We start from the raw sequence: 15,220 nt of genomic DNA, 5'->3' as shown, positions 1-15,220 counted from the left end.
GATTCCCATCGAATCCATCTCGTTTCCGCGTCATTCTGGGCTCACGGGACCGCGAATTCAATTGCGAACAATTAAATGTGAGGCCGCATGTTTTATATTGCGCGCAATCTATTTGCGTGCAAGACATCGATCGTCGAATTCAAGCCCAACCCACCAAGGGAGACCACGATGTCTGTCAACGTGCTCTACAAGACCAGCGCCAAGGCAACCGGCGGCCGCGACGGCCATGCGGCAACGCTCGACGGCGCGCTCGACGTCAAGCTCACGACCCCGAAGGAGCTCGGTGGCGGCGGCGGCGCCGGCAACAATCCGGAGCAGCTGTTCGCCGCCGGCTATGCCGCCTGCTTCATCGGCGCAATGAAGTTCGTGGCCTCGCAGGGCGGCCCCAAGGTTCCCGCCGACGCCTCGGTGACCTCGACGGTCGGCATCGGCCCGCGCTCGGAAGGCGGCTTCGGCCTCGCCGTCGAGCTCGCAGTGTCGCTGCCCGGCCTCGCCCGCAACGATGCCGAAGCGCTGGTCGAGAAGGCCCACCAGGTGTGCCCCTATTCCAACGCGACCCGCGGCAATGTCGACGTCAAGCTGAGCGTCGTCTAATTCCACATCACGCAATGGTCCGCCGCGACACGTGGCGGACCATCGCTCTTTCAGCGGCCGGTTCGCTTGGCGAACGCATGCGCCGCCTGCTGCATGGGCCTGCGCCGACGGAAGCATTGCTGCCCCGGCTGAAGACCGTTAGCTCTGGGACCCTCGTTATCTGATCCCAACTGAGCGAAGGTTGCTTCCATGAATACCCCAGCGGCTACGGGCGCGATGACCGGCCTGCGCGTGATCGATCTGACGCGCGTGCTCGGCGGTCCGTATTGCACCCAGATTCTCGCCGACCACGGCGCCGACGTGATCAAGGTCGAGCCGCCCGCCGGCGACGAGGTGCGCGACTGGGGTCCTCCGTTCCATGACGAGGACGCGGCCTATTTCGTCGGCATCAACCGCAACAAGCGCTCGATCGGCCTCGACCTCGCTTCCGAGGGCGGACGCGCGGTGCTGATGAAGATGCTCGAGACCGCCGACGTGCTGATCGAGAATTTCAAGCCGGGCACGCTCGACAAGTGGGGCATCGGCAACGACGTGCTGCGCGCGAAATTTCCGCGCCTCGTGCATTGCCGGATCTCCGGCTTCGGCGCCGACGGCCCGCGCGGCGGCAATCCCGGCTATGACGCGATCATCCAGGCGATGACCGGCATGATCGCGGCGACCGGCTCGCCGGAGAGCGGCCCGATGCGGATCGGCGTGCCGCTGGTCGACATCACCACCGGGCTCTACGCCACGATCGGCATCCTGATGGCGCTGTCGGAGCGGCAGCGCTCGGGTCTCGGCCAGTTCATCGAGACCACGCTGTACGAGACCGGGCTCGCGATCATGCATCCGCACACCGCGAACTATTTCATGCATGGCAAGCCGCCGTCGCTGACCGGCAACGAGCATCCCAACCTCGTGCCGTACGCGATCTTCCCGACCAAGACCGACAACATCTTCATCGGCGTCGGCAATGACGGCACCTTCCGCAAGCTCGCCAAGGAGATCGGCAAGCCGGAGCTCGGCACCGATCCGCGCTTTGCCCGCAACAAGGACCGCATCGCCAACCGCGATGCGCTCCGCGCCGAGCTGGCAGCGGTATTCAGCCAGCACGAGGCCGAGCCGCTGTGCAACCGGCTGCTCGCTGCCGGCCTGCCGGCGGGCCCGGTGCAGAAGATCGACCAGGCGCTGACCAACCCGCACACCATCCATCGCGGCGACGTCATCGAGAAGGATTGGTACAAGGGCGTCGCCTCGCCGATCCGCCTCGAACGTACCAAGCCGAACCTGCGCCGCACACCGCCGAAGTTCAGCCAGCACGCCGCGGAAGTGCTCGGCGAGTTCGGCTACTCCAAGGACGAGATCAACGGCCTGGTTGAGAAGGGCGTGGTCTGCGGTCCCCAGCGCAAGCGCTAAAGGCGTTTTCGAGCCTGTCCCGCACGTGATGCGGGATGGGCACCGGTTCGCGTCAGGACAAAGCTGGAGCGTCGGCCCGTTTCGAACCGGCCGACGCATCAACACTGCGGTGCAACGTCGCGTCTGGCGCTGCACCGCACGGAGGCGGCTGCGGTCTTCGCCTTTTTTACCGCTTCCCTTCGCTTCGGCTTCCCCCCTACCATGACTTTCGTTTATACGGTCATTTGAACGTCATCCGGCGCTGATAACGCGCGCAACGAAAGACGACGTTCCAATTGGGAGGGGTTTTGATGATCTTTCGACGACTAGGCGCTGCTGCGGCAGCCGCTGCCGCGCTTGCATTCGCGTCGCCCGCGTTTGCGGTGACCGAGATCCAGTGGTGGCACGCGATGACCGGCGCCAACAACGACGTCATCGTCAAGCTGGCCAACGACTTCAACGCCTCGCAATCCGACTACAAGGTGATCCCGACCTACAAGGGCGGCTACGCCGACACCATGAACGCCGGCATCGCCGCGTTCCGCGCCGGCAACGCGCCGCATATCATGCAGGTGTTCGAGGTCGGCACCGCGACGATGATGGCCGCCACCGGCGCCGTCAAACCGGTCTACAAGCTGATGGCCGACGCCGGCGAGAAGTTCGACCCGAGCGTCTATCTGCCCGCGATCACCGGCTACTACTCGACCTCGAAGGGCGAGATGCTGTCGTTCCCCTTCAACTCGTCGTCGACGGTGATGTGGGTCAATCTCGATGCGCTGAAGAAGGCCAACATCGCGGAGATTCCGAAGACCTGGCCGCAAGTGTTCGACGACGCCAAGAAGCTGAAGGCGGCCGGCTACGCCACCTGCGGCTTCTCCGGCTCGTGGGTCACCTGGGTCAATCTCGAACAGCTCTCGGCCTGGCACAATGTGCCGCTCGCCAGCAAGGCCAATGGCCTCGACGGCTTCGACACCGTGCTCGAATTCAACGGCCCGCTGCAGGTCAAGCATCTCGAGAACCTCGTCGAGTTGCAGAAGGACAAGACCTACGACTATGCCGGCCGCACCAACACCGGCGAAGGCCGCTTCACCTCGGGCGAGTGCCCGATCTACCTGACCTCGTCGGCCTTCTTCGGCAACGTCAAGGCGCAGGCCAAGTTCAACTTCACCGCGGCGCCGATGCCGTATTATCCCGACGCCAAGGGCGCGCCGCAGAATTCGATCATCGGCGGCGCCTCGCTCTGGGTGATGGGCGGCAAGTCGGCCGAGGAATACAAGGGCGTGGCCAAGTTCCTGACCTTCCTCTCGGACACGGACCGCCAAATCTGGATCCACAAGGCCTCGGGCTATCTGCCGATCACCAAGGCCGCCTATGCCAAGGCCAAGGAAGAGGGCTTCTACAAGGACCAGCCCTATCTCGAGACCCCGCTGCTCGAGCTCACCAACAAGGAGCCGACCGCGAATTCTCGCGGCCTGCGCCTCGGCAACATGGTGCAGCTGCGCGACATGTGGTCGGAGGAGATCGAGCAGGCGCTGGCCGGCAAGAAGACTGCCAAGCAGGCGCTGGACGCCGCCGTCGAGCGCGGCAACCAGATGCTGCGGCAGTTTGAAAAGACCGCCGTCCGCTGACATGATGCCTTCGGGCATGATCCGGAAAAGCGCGCAGCGGTTTTCCGAAAAGATCATGCCCTGACGACAAGCTAAAGCGCGATGACGATCCGACCTCATCTCATCGCGCTTTAGGGCCATCAACCGGCAGGCCGCATCCGCGGCCTGCCCTTCTTCCGAGCCCATGCAAAAGCAAGCGATTTTCCGGTCAAAGCTGTTGCCTTACGCGCTGGTTGCCCCGCAACTCGCGATCGTCCTGATCTTTTTCTACTGGCCGGCCGTGCAGGCGGTGATCCAATCCTTCCTGCTGCAGGACGCTTTCGGCCTCTCCACCAGCTTCGTCTGGTTCGAGAACTATCTCGAGCTGTTCAAGGAGCCGGCCTATTTCGCGGCGATCGTCCGAACCTTCGTGTTCTCGTTCGCGATCGCGGTCTCCTCGCTGTCCTTCGCGCTGCTGCTCGCGGTCATGGCTGACAGGCCGCTGCGCGGCTCGACGCTGTATCGCACGCTGCTGATCTGGCCCTATGCGGTGGCCCCGCCGGTGGTCGGCGTGCTCTGGGTGTTCATGCTGCACCCCTCGCTCGGCGTGCTGTCGCGCTATCTGCGCGGCATGGGCGTCGACTGGAATCCGCTGCTCGACGGCGACCAGGCGGCGGCCCTGATCATCCTCGCCGCGGCCTGGAAGCAGATCTCCTACAATTTCCTGTTCTTCCTCGCCGGGCTGCAAAGCATCCCGAGGAGCGTGATCGAGGCCGCCGCGATCGACGGCGCCCGCCCGATGCGGCGGTTCTGGACCGTGATCTTCCCGCTGCTGTCGCCGACCATCTTCTTCCTCTTGGTCATCAACATCGTCTACGCCTTCTTCGACACCTTCGGCATCATCGACACCATGACCCGCGGCGGTCCCGGCAAGGCAACCGAGACGCTGGTCTACAAGGTCTATACGGACGGACTGCTCGGCGGCAATCTCGGCTCGTCGGCGGCGCAGTCGGTCATCCTGATGGTCATCGTCGTCATGCTGACGGCGATCCAGTTTCGCTTCGTCGAGCGCAAGGTGACCTACTGATGGTCGAGGAGGAAGGCTTCCAGCGCTATCTGGCTCACGTCATCCTGTGGATCGGGATCGCGATCGTCGCCTTCCCGGTCTATCTCGCGCTGGTCGCCTCGACCCAGGACAACGCCGTGATCGCCAACGGCCAGATGTCGCTGCTGCCCGGCGGCCATTTCCTCGAGACCTACTACCAGACGCTGTTTGTCGGCACGAGCGGCTCGACCCGCGAGCCGGTGCTCCACATGATGCTGAACTCGCTGATCATGGCGCTCTTGATCGCGATCGGCAAAATCGCGATCTCGATCATCTCGGCCTACGCGATCGTCTATTTCCGGTTTCCGTTCCGGATGGCGATTTTCTGGATCATCTTCATCACCTTGATGCTGCCGGTCGAGGTGCGCATCTATCCGACCTACAAGATCGTCGCCGATCTGCATCTGCTCGACAGCTATGCCGGCCTGTCGCTGCCGCTGATCGCGTCAGCGACCGCGACGCTGCTGTTCCGCCAGTTCTTCATGACCGTGCCGGATGAGTTGCTGGAGGCCTCGCGGATCGACGGCGCAGGCCCGTTCCGCTTCTTCTGGGACACGCTGCTGCCGCTGTCGCGCACCAACATGGCGGCGCTGTTCGTGATCCTCTTCATCCTCGGCTGGAATCAGTATCTCTGGCCGCTGTTGATCACGACGCGCGACGACATGCAGACCATCCAGGTCGGCATCCGCAAGATGATCACGACGACGGACGCGCTGACCGAATGGCCGATCGTAATGGCGACCGCGCTGCTCGCAATGCTGCCGCCGGTGTTCGTCGTCGTCGTGATGCAGAAACTGTTCGTGCGCGGATTGGTGGAGACGGAAAAATAATCCATGGCTAACGTCACGCTGCGCAGCGTCCGCAAGACCTATCCCGGCGGCTTCGAGGCCATCAAGGGCGTCGATGTCGACGTCGGCGACGGCCAATTCTGCGTGCTGGTCGGCCCATCCGGCTGCGGCAAGTCCACGCTGCTGCGCATGGTCGCGGGGCTCGAGACCATCACCGGCGGCGAGATCGACATCGGCGGCCGCGTCGTCAACCAGGTCGAGCCCGCCGATCGTGACATCGCGATGGTGTTCCAGAACTACGCGCTCTATCCGCATATGAGCGTCTACAACAACATGGCCTACGGCCTGCGCAACCGCGGCATGGCCGAGGCCGAGATCAAGACCCGCGTCGAGGAAGCCGCGCGCGTCCTCGAGCTCTCGCCGATGCTGGAGCGCAAGCCGCGCCAGCTTTCCGGCGGCCAGCGCCAACGCGTCGCGATGGGCCGCGCCATCGTGCGCCAGCCGAAAGTGTTCCTGTTCGACGAACCGCTGTCGAACCTCGACGCCAAGCTGCGCATCGCAATGCGGGTCGAGATCCGCAAGCTGCAGCGCCGGCTCAACACCACGTCGATCTACGTCACCCACGACCAGCTCGAGGCGATGACGCTCGCCGATATCCTCGTCGTCATGAACGGCGGCCAGGTCGAGCAGGTCGGTAATCCGCTGGACATCTACCAGAAGCCGGCGACCACCTTCGTCGCCTCCTTCATCGGCGCCCCGCCGATGAACCTGATGCCGCTGCGCGCGGACGAGCTGAAGTCCCAGATCACGGGCGCCGACGGCGCCGGCATTGTCGGGATCCGGCCGGAGGATTTCGTGATCTCGAGTGAGACCGCATCGGGCGGCGTCGCGCTCGGCCTCACGGTCGAGGCGATCGAGCATGTCGGCGCCGAGACCTTCGTCTATGGCAGCCGCCAGCGCGAGGAGCAGGGCGTTGCCGCCAATCCAGGCGAGCTGCCGCCCGGCGAGGTGATCGTCCGGGTTCCCGGCGTCTCGGGCCCCGCCATCGGCGAGCGGATCCGGGCCGTCGCCCCCCGCGACAAGCTGCACCTTTTTACCGCCGACGGCCGCAAGCGCGTCGGGGAGTAACCGATCGGGAAGAATTTACCCCCATGTTGCGGGCGTTTAGGCTGGTTTCGGGGCTGCTTGAACGCTATCCAGATCGCCCCCATATCCCTCACTGACCGGAGGCCAGACGGCCCGCCGGTTACATGGGGCGCCGCAAGGGCCCCTCAAAGTCGCTTCGAGAGGACTTTGTAATGTCTCGTGTTCCATCGTTGTCCAGTCCGTTCCTTCTGGGATTCGACGAGATCGAGCGTGCGCTCGACCGCGTCGTGAAGGGCGCCGACGGCTATCCTCCGTACAACATCGAGCGGTGCGACCGTACCAACGGGCAGCCTGAACGGCTGCGTATCACGCTGGCGGTGGCGGGCTTCACCCGCGATCAACTCGATGTAACTATTGAGGAAAATCAGCTCGTCATCCGCGGCCGCCAGCAGGACGACAAGGCTCGGCAATACATCCATCGCGGCATCGCCGCGCGCCACTTCCAGCGCACCTTCGTGCTGGCGGAGGGGATGCAGGTGCTGGGCGCGGATCTGAAGAACGGGTTGTTGTCGATTGATCTGGCCAGGCCGGAACCTGAACGGGTCATTAAGACAATCGCTATCAATGAGCACGAATAATAGAAACAACGAGCGGACTCGACCGCTTATCTGACTGAGGAGTCGAGACCATGAGTGAACTGAGTACCACCACCATCGAATCCGAGAGCGTCACGCCGGAAGCGCTGGCCCATCTGGGCGAAGGTCATATCGCCTATGTGAAGCAGGTCCGCTCCGAGGACGTGCCAGATCTCTTTCCGCAGGCGCCGAAGATCGCGCCGGGCCTCAAACTGTTCGCACTGCACGCCGCCGACGGCACGCCGATCATGCTGACCGACAGCCGCGAAGCCGCGGTCGCGAATGCGTGGAGCAACGAGCTGCAGGCCGTCAGCGTCCATTGACGCAGGGTTGAATTAGCATCCGCGAATTCAATGCGCGGGCATGCCTCGACACCGAGGCGGCCCGCGCGTTTTTTATGGCGATGTGGTCGACGTGGCGAGCAGCGGGCCCATGCTGAGCTGCACCTCGCCGGGCACGTTGTAATCGCGCATCAGCATGCGGTTGTTGCGCAGCCCGCAGGCCTCCCGCTGCACCACGAACATCCAGAGCGCATGGCCGGCCTCCCGCACCAGGAGGCGCCGTGCCTGTTGTGTGGACGCCGGTGCTTCAGCGCGCGGATGGGCGGCGTCGAACTCGCGCAGCCTGGCGAGCGCCTGTTCCAGCGCGCGGCCCATGCGGCCAAGCGCACTCGCCCTCTCTTCGGCGAGCTCGTAAGCGAGAACGTCGACGGGAACGCGATCAAGGCGAAAATCGCGGGACATCAGCCATCCCTTGGTTCGATATTGCGCGTGTTCGTCTTCTGGCGTGACCGGCCGCTTGTCAATAGGCGCTCACACTTCTCAATTCCTCCGGTCGCGGCCGACTCTATTTGAGCCGTTCTTTGCGTCGCTTTGGACGGCGGCTCCATTTCGCTCGTCGCAATTCCGTGCTGTTATCAGTTCCCGCGACCAGCGTTCAGCGCAGTCCTGAGCTTTGCAGAGAGCAACGTCGCGATAAGGGGATTTCCAGCAAGATTCATTCGCCGCCAAATCGATAAGGAGATGCGACCATGCAGAAGAGCTCGCTGATCAATCTCGTTGCTTCGGTGTCGATTTCCGCCCTCGCGACTGGTGTCGCGATTTCCGCGCAGGACAAGTACAGCCTGCAGGTGCCCAATGGTCTCGCGTTCTCCGAGTTCAGGGGATACGAGGACTGGCCCGTGATCGCGATCAGCGAGAACGAAGGCGTCATCGCCGCGATCCTGGGCAATCCGGCGATGATCGGCGCATTCCGGGAAGGCATACCCGGCAATGGCAAGCCGTTCCCGGATGGCGCCAGGATGGCGAAGATCCATTGGATCCCGAAGAAGCAGGAGGCGTATCCCGGTCAGCCGACGGTGCCGGGCGCGCAGCACGACGTCGACTTCATGGTCAAGGACAGCAAGAGATTCGCGGACAGCGGCGGATGGGGATACGGCGCGTTCGAGTATGACGCGGCGTCAGATGTGTTCAGGCCCGCCACCACGGCGGACAACCCGCCCCAGGAAAACGACGCGAAGTGCGGCTACGCCTGCCACACGGTGGTACAGAATCGCGACTACGTCTTCACCGAGTACGGCAAGAGGTAGACACCGGATCGCACGGGCTAAAGCATGATCCGGAAAAGTGCGCAGCGGTTTTCCGAAAAGATCATGCTCAAACAAGAAGCTAAAGCGCGATGACGATTCGACCCAATCTCATCGCGCTTTAGCGTGGCACCAGCCGCGCGCGGATGTCCGGCTTCAGGACCTTGCCGACCTTGGAACGCGGAAGATCGTCCCAGACCTCGATCTGCTTCGGCGTCTTGACGCTGCCGATCTGCTGCTTGACGAAGGCGGCGAGCGCGGTCGCCTCGACGGTGTGGCCGGCGCGCGGCTGCACCACGGCGACGATCCGCTCGCCCCATTTGTCGTCGGGCAATCCGATGACGGCGCAATCCTGCACCGCCTCGTGGGCACGCAACGCGTTCTCGACCTCGATCGAGTACACGTTGAAACCGCCGGTGATGATCATGTCCTTGGCGCGATCGACGATGTACAGGTAGCCGTCGCCGTCGATGTAGCCGATATCGCCGGTGTGGTGCCAGCCATGCGCCGAAGCCTCGCGCGTGGCCTCGGGGTTCTTGTAGTAACCTTCCATGACCAGCGATCCGCGCACCACGATCTCGCCGCGCGATCCCGCCGGCAACAGCTTGCCGTCGCCATCCATGATGCCGGCCTGAACCAGCGGGCCGATCCGCCCGGCCGACGAAAGTCGCTCCATCGCGATGGTGCCGTCCGGATTGTAGTGATCGGCGGGCGGCATCATCGAGATCATCATCGGCGCCTCGGTCTGGCCGAACAGCTGCGCCATCGGCCCGATCCGCTTCAGGGCTTCCGCGAGCCGCGTCGCCGAGATCGGTGCCGCGCCGTACCAGAAGCATTGCAGCGAGCTGCGATCGGCCGCGTCGAGCCCGGGATGATCGAGCAGCATGTAGATCACGGTCGGCGGCAGGAAGGTGTGGGTGACGCGATAGCGCTCGATCAGCGCCAGGAACTCGCCGATGTCAGGGTGGTGCATGATCACGACGCGGCCGCCCAGCGTCATGATCGGAAAACAGAGCACGCCGGCGGCATGCGTCAGCGGCGCCAGCGCGAGATAAATCGGACGGCCCTTGAACGGGTAACCCATCAGGGTCAGCGCGGTCATCGCTTCGATGTTGCGTCCCGACAGCATCACGCCCTTCGGCTTGCCGGTGGTGCCGCCGGTGCCCGGGATCATCGCGAGATCGTCGATCGCCTCACGCTGATAGACTTCATCAGTAAGGCCGCCGAGCCAGCGCTCGAATGACGGCGCGAACGGCAGCTCGGCGTCGAGACAGACCAGCGTACGCAGCTTGGGCAGATCCTGCCTGACGGCGTCGACCATCGGCGCGAAGCTCGAATGGAACAGCAGCAGGCTGCAATCGAACTGGTCGAGAATGAACTTGTTCTCGGCCGCCTCGTTGCGCGGATTGATCGGGCACCACACGGCGGCCGCGCGCGAGATGCCGAACACGCAGGCGAAAGCGAGCGGATCGTTGCCGGACAGGATCGCGACCTTCTCGCCGGGAGCGATGCCCGACCGCTCGAGGCCGCGCGCGATGCGATAGCTCAGCCGCTGCACCTCGCCGTAACTGAGGTCGCGCCCATCCATCGTGAGACACGGCGCGTCGGCGCCGAGCGAGGCACCCTTGTCGAGATAATCGATGAAGCGCATGGTCGCCTCTCAAGCATCATGAGGTTGGGTTGGGCTCGAATCGCGACGGAAGTCCACCTCTCCCTTGGGAGAGGTCGGCGCGTAGCGCCGGGTGAGGGGTTACGGCCCATCATCGGAGCCGCGGCCCCTCACCCGATTTGCTGCGCAAATCGACCTCTCCCCAACGGGGAGAGGTGAAGAACGATCGCGGTCGCAGCCGCGTCGCTCAATCATGCACGGTCAGGACCGGCTTGCCGACCAGCCCAAAACTGCGCAATTGCCCGAGCAGTTCGCGATGGCCGAACGCCTGACAGCCGGAGGCGAAGCCTACGCGCTTGGGCGGCTGCTGCAGCAGGTGCGCGGCAGCATAGGCCTGCAGCATGCCGGTCTGCTTGTAGTTGCTGTTGCCGTAGATGACGCAGTGCGCGCGCCCCAGCGGGCCGGAGGCATACACCGAATCCAGCGACTTGTTGACGCGCGGGTTCTCGCGCGGCGGCATGGTGTTCATCACGCCGGCAGCGGTCTGCGCCAACGCGGCGTAGCGATCGTCGGGATTCATGTCCTTGGTCGCCTCCAGCGCGGCGGCGACGATCTGCGGCACGCCCAGCATCAGCGCACGATTGAACACGCCGCCCAGCACCTTCACATTGGCCACGCGCGGATCTTGCTTGAACCACACCGGGTGCGAGGTGCCGCCCCACGGCAGCGCCAGCGCCAGCTCGTGCTGGCCGGGGATGGCGAGGTTGTAGAGGCCGGCATCGGGCTGATGCTCGACGTACTTGTTCTGCTCCAGGTAGTACGCCTTGGCCATCGCGGCGTTGACCAGGATGGTCTGCGTCGAGGCGATGGTCGGGCTGCCGCCCCAGAACACGGCGATGTCGAGCGTGTCGAGGCCGGGCGTTTCCAGGCACAGCTGCGCAGCGATCTCGCCGGTGGTGTACATCTGCGCGATGCCCGGCGCCAGCAGCAGGCCGGCATTGGCGAACCTCGTGCCGAACTCATGTTCGAGCGTGATCAGCCAGTCCTGCTCGCCGGTCGTGTCCGTATAGTGGCACCTGGCAGCCAGGCAGGCCTGTACCACCTCGCCGCCGAACTTGGCGAAGGGGCCCACAGTGTTGAGCACCACCGACGCGCCCTTGAACAATTCGGTCAGCGCGGCCACGGTGTGCGGCACCGACACGACCTCGTAGTCGGCGGTCTCGATGCCGGCCACGTTCGACTTCATCGCGGCGTTGAGCTTCTCGGCGCTGCGGCCAGCGGCGATGAAGGGGATGTTGTACTCGCGCAGAAATTCGCAGACCAGCCGGCCGGTATAGCCGGAAGCGCCATAGACGATGACGGGCTTCTTCTCGCTCATTGCGATCCTCCGAAATGCTTGTTGTCAGCCTTGTTGCTACATGCCCATGCCGCCGTCGACCGGCAGGCCGATGCCGGTGATGAAGCGCGCATCGTTCGAACACAGGAACACGGCGGCGTCGGCGATGTCGGAGACCTCGGCGAGCTTGCCGAGCGGGGTCTGCTCCACCACCGAGCCGACCGCCGCGTTGACGTCGGGCGCGAGACCGATCTTCACGATGTCATTGGCGAGCTGCAGGCCCATGTCGGTCGGGATCAGGCCGGGATAGATGCAGTTGACGCGCACGCCGTAGCCGAGCTTGCCGGCTTCCATCGCGCCGACGCGCGTCATGCGGTCGACCGCGGATTTGGTGCCGGAATAGACCGCGATGCTCGGAAAGGCGATCGTCGCCGCGACCGAAGCGATGTTGACGACCGCGCCGCCCTTGCCCGCGGCGCCGCCCGGCCGCATCGCACGGAAGGCGTGCTTCATGCCGAGCACGGTGCCGACGATGTTGACGTCGCACATGCGGCGCGCGTCCTCGGCCTTGATGTCGGCGACCAGCGAGGTGATCTCGATCCCGGCATTGTTGATCAGGATGTCGAAGCCGCCGAGGGTTTCGACCGTCGCTGCGGCGGCCCGCTCCCATTGCGCATCGTCAGTGACGTCGAGCTTGACGAAGCCGGTCTTCACCCCGGCCTTGGCGATCTCGGCGGCGCTGGCCTTGCCGGCGTCGTCGAGAATATCGCCGATCATGACCGCGGCGCCGGACCGCGCCAGTGCCTGCGCGATCGCCGCGCCGATCCCCCGGGCGCCGCCGGTGACCAGGGCTTTCCTGCCTTCAAGGCTCTTCCCACTCATGACGTAGTCCTCCCTTTGCTTGCCGATTGATGGTGGTGCTGAGGCAGCGTGGGCCGGGGGCCTGCGCATTTGAAGCGCATTGATGGTCGCGGCCGGCGTCGGCAGGGCGCAGCGTTGGCGCGCCCCGGCGGTGCATTTCCTCCTGGTTTGTCGATTGGTCAGCCGTCTTGACGGTTGTCCAAATTATTGGACCAACCCTCGTCCAGGAACTTGACACTTGTCAAGTCTCAATTTGACAAGTGTCAAAGAGGGTGGTTGTGAAGAGATGGAGCGCGCCGCGGTCGCCGCGGTATAGTCGCTTGAGGGAAGAAGCAGAGGAAAGGCACGGAATGGCGCGGCAAGCGACAGGGGCGGCCCAACGCGTGGCTGTGGCGGCCGAGGCGCTGCGCGACGAGAAGTTCAACGCGCGTCGCGTCGAGCTCGCGGAGGCCGCGCTGGAAACGCTTGGCGAGCTCGGCTTCGCACGCACCAGCCTGCGCGAGATCGCGCAGAACTCCGCATTCACGCACGGCGTGTTTCACTACTACTTCAGCGACAAGCTCGACCTGATCTGCTGCTGCGTCCGCCACTACAAGGCGAAATGCGTGACGCGCTATGACGAGGTGGTGACGACAGCACGCAGCCGCGACGAATTGACCGAAGGCTTCCTCGCCAAGCTCGCGGCCACGCTCGAGAACGAAGCGCGCATGCATCGGCTCTGGTACGATCTGCGCTCGCAGGCAATGTTCGAGCCCGCGTTCCGCAAGGATGTGCTCGAGATCGACAAGAGCCTGGAAGCGATGATCTGGCGCATCGCGACGCGCTACGCCGAGCTCGGCAACAAGCGGCCGGCATCGTCACCGGCTGCGCTGTACGCGCTGTTCGACGGCCTGTTCCAGAGCGCGCTGCTCCGGCATCTCGCCAATGACGAGAAGGCTATCCCCGATCTGCTCGACGAGGTCCGCCGTCTGCTGCCGACGATCTGCTGAGAGACTTGCGAAGCATGCAGCTTCGTAGCCCGGATGGAGCGAAGCGAAATCCGGGACTGAACTATCCGCGGTTAGAGTAGCCCCGGATTGCGCTTCGCTTCATCCGGGCTACGGGGCCTGAACGATCGACAACGCATTGGCGCACGCCAGCGCGTGACGCACTGGCTGCGCTCTGATGACAATGGCGCGAAAACGAATTCGCGAATTCGGATGATTACGCCGCGCTCGCCGGCGGCAATGCGAGCACCGAGTAGATCGCCTGGGCGTCGCGCGAGGCACGCAGCTTCTTGGCGACGTCCTGGTCGCGCAGCAGGCGGGCGATCCGCGCCAGCGCCTTGAGATGGTCGGCGCCGGCGCCTTCGGGGGCCAGCAGCAGGAAGATCAGGTCGACCGGCTGGCCGTCCATCGCCTCGAAATCGATCGGGCGCTCGAGGCGGGCGAAGAAGCCGAACAGCTTCTCCAGCTTGGGCAGCTTGCCGTGCGGAATGGCGACGCCATAGCCGACCGCCGTGGTGCCGAGCTTCTCGCGCTGCAGCAGCACCTCAAAGATGGCGCGCTCATTCTGCCCGGTCAGAGCGGAGGCACGCGCGGCAAGTTCCTGCAGCGCCTGCTTCTTGCTGATGACTTTTAAAGCCGGGAGAATCGCCTCGGGTGCGACCAAATCGGTAATCGGCATTGGGACGTTCCGAGGTGAATGACCGTCAGGTTGCGAAATAGGCTTTACAGCGGCGGCGTCAAGAAGATGAGGTGGGATGCGGGCTTAGCCCGGGTCCGGTTGGCAGGGCTTCTACTCCAACGTATCGGCGGTGCCAACACCTGCGAACCCTGTTCCGCCTCCCTTGTTCCTGGAGGCGGCGGACCATAAGCAGGGCTGGCTCCGGACGTCAATGCCATCTGCCAACTATCCTCAAGGGCTCACCGCCGGCGGATCGACCCAGCCGACATTGCCATCCGTACGGCGGTAAATGATGTTCAACCGGCCGCTGCCGCCATGCTGGAACACCAGGCAGGAGGCGCCCGTCAGATCGAGCTCCATCACGGCTTCGCTGACCGACAGCCGCTTCAGCGCGGTGGTTGCCTCGGCAATGATCACCGGGCTGTATTCGGTGACCTCGTCCTCGTTCTCGGGCGCCTCGATGACGTAGCTCGGCGCGTCGAGCCCGACGCCGTTCAATTCGGCAAGCGCGGCAGTCGCGGCATAGGTCTTGCGGGCGGAACGATCCTTCAGCCGGCTCTTGTAGCGGCGCAGACGCTTCTCGATCATCAAGAGCGCGGCGTCCGCACTGGCATAGGCGTCGGCGGCATTGGATTCGGCTTCCAGCGTGATGCCGGAATCCAGATGCAGCGCGCAATCGGTTCGGAAGCCGAAGCCATCCTTGCTCAGCGTGATGTGACCCGAATAGTTGCCATCAAAATACTTTCGCAGGACCTCGTCGGTGCGCTCGCTGACGCGCGCGCGAAGCGCCTCGCCGATGCTGATGCTCTTTCCCGAGATTCGAAGGGTCATTTGATGCCTCAATTGCTGGATGCCGCGATCACTCTTGCAGGAGCATGATGCTTGCTGGGCTTCCGGTTACCTCCCCTTCTGGACGACGCTCGACCTGGAAAGATTGAGACTATCCCGATTTGGCGCGAACGCAACGAGCGCATGGCCCAGTCCGTACCCGGACGG

The 15,220-nt window shown here is 64.2% G+C and carries 16 protein-coding genes; 10 read left to right on the top strand and 6 right to left on the bottom strand.

The genetic code is table 11. The annotated features are described in order from the left end of the window. The first annotated feature begins 168 nt into the window (after positions 1–168). From JEY66_RS00585 to JEY66_RS00550, 8 genes are all read left to right on the top strand, one after another. Positions 169–594, top strand: coding sequence for an organic hydroperoxide resistance protein (locus JEY66_RS00585; protein WP_026192038.1), 426 nt, complete (start codon positions 169–171; stop codon positions 592–594). 189 nt (positions 595–783) lie between these two features. Then, positions 784–1,989, top strand: a complete 1,206-nt coding sequence (locus JEY66_RS00580) for a CaiB/BaiF CoA transferase family protein (RefSeq protein WP_026192039.1) — start codon at positions 784–786, stop codon at positions 1,987–1,989. Between the two features lie 290 nt (positions 1,990–2,279). Continuing rightward, a complete protein-coding gene (gene ugpB, locus JEY66_RS00575; RefSeq protein WP_018269285.1) occupies positions 2,280–3,596 on the top strand; it encodes a sn-glycerol-3-phosphate ABC transporter substrate-binding protein UgpB in 1,317 nt (438 codons plus the stop codon). A 163-nt stretch (positions 3,597–3,759) separates the two neighbouring features. Further along, the gene (gene ugpA / locus JEY66_RS00570) at positions 3,760–4,641 is read left to right on the top strand and encodes a sn-glycerol-3-phosphate ABC transporter permease UgpA (protein WP_018269286.1); all 882 of its coding nucleotides are present in this window, start codon (positions 3,760–3,762) and stop codon (positions 4,639–4,641) included. Continuing rightward, the gene (gene ugpE / locus JEY66_RS00565) at positions 4,641–5,489 is read left to right on the top strand and encodes a sn-glycerol-3-phosphate ABC transporter permease UgpE (protein WP_016843533.1); all 849 of its coding nucleotides are present in this window, start codon (positions 4,641–4,643) and stop codon (positions 5,487–5,489) included. Before ugpA ends, ugpE begins: the two co-directional genes overlap by 1 nt. 3 nt (positions 5,490–5,492) lie before the next feature. Next, positions 5,493–6,575: a sn-glycerol-3-phosphate import ATP-binding protein UgpC gene (locus JEY66_RS00560; RefSeq protein ID WP_018269287.1), complete on the top strand. Its 1,083-nt coding sequence runs from the start codon at positions 5,493–5,495 to the stop codon at positions 6,573–6,575. Positions 6,576–6,745: 170 nt separating this feature from the next. Further along, on the top strand, positions 6,746–7,171 hold the full coding sequence (locus JEY66_RS00555; protein WP_021082592.1) for an Hsp20 family protein: 426 nt from the start codon (positions 6,746–6,748) through the stop codon (positions 7,169–7,171). A gap of 50 nt (positions 7,172–7,221) precedes the next feature. Beyond that, complete coding sequence (locus tag JEY66_RS00550) at positions 7,222–7,491, top strand: BQ00720 family protein (protein WP_016843536.1); 270 nt, start codon at positions 7,222–7,224, stop codon at positions 7,489–7,491. A 72-nt stretch (positions 7,492–7,563) separates the two neighbouring features. Here the strand turns inward: JEY66_RS00550 and JEY66_RS00545 are convergent, their stop codons facing one another. After that, positions 7,564–7,911: a DUF6665 family protein gene (locus JEY66_RS00545; RefSeq protein ID WP_016843537.1), complete on the bottom strand. Its 348-nt coding sequence runs from the start codon at positions 7,909–7,911 to the stop codon at positions 7,564–7,566. A 287-nt stretch (positions 7,912–8,198) separates the two neighbouring features. Between JEY66_RS00545 and JEY66_RS00540 the strand changes: the two genes are divergently transcribed. Then, entirely contained in the window at positions 8,199–8,756 is a 558-nt protein-coding gene (locus JEY66_RS00540; RefSeq protein ID WP_016843538.1) for a cytochrome P460 family protein, read from the top strand. Between the two features lie 118 nt (positions 8,757–8,874). Here the strand turns inward: JEY66_RS00540 and JEY66_RS00535 are convergent, their stop codons facing one another. The 3 genes from JEY66_RS00535 to JEY66_RS00525 all read right to left on the bottom strand — a co-directional run bounded on the left by JEY66_RS00535 (position 8,875) and on the right by JEY66_RS00525 (position 12,580). Next, positions 8,875–10,404, bottom strand: coding sequence for an AMP-binding protein (locus JEY66_RS00535; protein ID WP_016843539.1), 1,530 nt, complete (start codon positions 10,402–10,404; stop codon positions 8,875–8,877). 205 nt (positions 10,405–10,609) lie between these two features. Then, a complete protein-coding gene (locus JEY66_RS00530) occupies positions 10,610–11,740 on the bottom strand; it encodes a DUF5938 domain-containing protein (RefSeq protein ID WP_016843540.1) in 1,131 nt (376 codons plus the stop codon). 36 nt (positions 11,741–11,776) lie between these two features. Next, the gene (locus JEY66_RS00525) at positions 11,777–12,580 is read right to left on the bottom strand and encodes an SDR family NAD(P)-dependent oxidoreductase (RefSeq protein ID WP_016843541.1); all 804 of its coding nucleotides are present in this window, start codon (positions 12,578–12,580) and stop codon (positions 11,777–11,779) included. 329 nt (positions 12,581–12,909) lie between these two features. Between JEY66_RS00525 and JEY66_RS00520 the strand changes: the two genes are divergently transcribed. Then, the gene (locus tag JEY66_RS00520) at positions 12,910–13,548 is read left to right on the top strand and encodes a TetR/AcrR family transcriptional regulator (protein WP_050383465.1); all 639 of its coding nucleotides are present in this window, start codon (positions 12,910–12,912) and stop codon (positions 13,546–13,548) included. 214 nt (positions 13,549–13,762) lie between these two features. Here JEY66_RS00520 and ptsN read toward each other — a convergent pair whose 3' ends face one another. After that, positions 13,763–14,224 carry a PTS IIA-like nitrogen regulatory protein PtsN gene (ptsN, locus tag JEY66_RS00515; RefSeq protein ID WP_016843543.1) on the bottom strand — a complete coding sequence of 154 codons (462 nt, stop codon included), beginning with the start codon at positions 14,222–14,224 and terminating at the stop codon, positions 13,763–13,765. 231 nt (positions 14,225–14,455) lie between these two features. After that, a complete protein-coding gene (hpf, locus tag JEY66_RS00510; RefSeq protein ID WP_016843544.1) occupies positions 14,456–15,055 on the bottom strand; it encodes a ribosome hibernation-promoting factor, HPF/YfiA family in 600 nt (199 codons plus the stop codon). Positions 15,056–15,220 lie beyond the last annotated feature (165 nt).

Source organism: Bradyrhizobium elkanii USDA 76 (assembly GCF_023278185.1).
Classification (GTDB): Bacteria; Pseudomonadota; Alphaproteobacteria; order Rhizobiales; family Xanthobacteraceae; genus Bradyrhizobium; species Bradyrhizobium elkanii.
The sequence above is the reverse complement of the archived record's forward strand: the minus strand, read 5'-3'. Positions and strand labels throughout refer to the sequence as shown.

Excerpts from the sequence above, each read along its gene's own strand:
- JEY66_RS00585 (WP_026192038.1), top strand. The coding sequence starts at position 169 with ATGTCTGTCAACGTGCTCTACAAGACCAGCGCCAAGGCAACCGGCGGC.
- JEY66_RS00580 (WP_026192039.1), top strand. The coding sequence starts at position 784 with ATGAATACCCCAGCGGCTACGGGCGCGATGACCGGCCTGCGCGTGATC.
- ugpB (WP_018269285.1), top strand. The coding sequence starts at position 2,280 with ATGATCTTTCGACGACTAGGCGCTGCTGCGGCAGCCGCTGCCGCGCTT.
- ugpA (WP_018269286.1), top strand. The coding sequence starts at position 3,760 with ATGCAAAAGCAAGCGATTTTCCGGTCAAAGCTGTTGCCTTACGCGCTG.
- ugpE (WP_016843533.1), top strand. The coding sequence starts at position 4,641 with ATGGTCGAGGAGGAAGGCTTCCAGCGCTATCTGGCTCACGTCATCCTG.
- JEY66_RS00560 (WP_018269287.1), top strand. The coding sequence starts at position 5,493 with ATGGCTAACGTCACGCTGCGCAGCGTCCGCAAGACCTATCCCGGCGGC.
- JEY66_RS00555 (WP_021082592.1), top strand. The coding sequence starts at position 6,746 with ATGTCTCGTGTTCCATCGTTGTCCAGTCCGTTCCTTCTGGGATTCGAC.
- JEY66_RS00550 (WP_016843536.1), top strand. The coding sequence starts at position 7,222 with ATGAGTGAACTGAGTACCACCACCATCGAATCCGAGAGCGTCACGCCG.
- JEY66_RS00545 (WP_016843537.1), bottom strand. The coding sequence starts at position 7,911 with ATGTCCCGCGATTTTCGCCTTGATCGCGTTCCCGTCGACGTTCTCGCT.
- JEY66_RS00540 (WP_016843538.1), top strand. The coding sequence starts at position 8,199 with ATGCAGAAGAGCTCGCTGATCAATCTCGTTGCTTCGGTGTCGATTTCC.
- JEY66_RS00535 (WP_016843539.1), bottom strand. The coding sequence starts at position 10,404 with ATGCGCTTCATCGATTATCTCGACAAGGGTGCCTCGCTCGGCGCCGAC.
- JEY66_RS00530 (WP_016843540.1), bottom strand. The coding sequence starts at position 11,740 with ATGAGCGAGAAGAAGCCCGTCATCGTCTATGGCGCTTCCGGCTATACC.
- JEY66_RS00525 (WP_016843541.1), bottom strand. The coding sequence starts at position 12,580 with ATGAGTGGGAAGAGCCTTGAAGGCAGGAAAGCCCTGGTCACCGGCGGC.
- JEY66_RS00520 (WP_050383465.1), top strand. The coding sequence starts at position 12,910 with ATGGCGCGGCAAGCGACAGGGGCGGCCCAACGCGTGGCTGTGGCGGCC.
- ptsN (WP_016843543.1), bottom strand. The coding sequence starts at position 14,224 with ATGCCGATTACCGATTTGGTCGCACCCGAGGCGATTCTCCCGGCTTTA.
- hpf (WP_016843544.1), bottom strand. The coding sequence starts at position 15,055 with ATGACCCTTCGAATCTCGGGAAAGAGCATCAGCATCGGCGAGGCGCTT.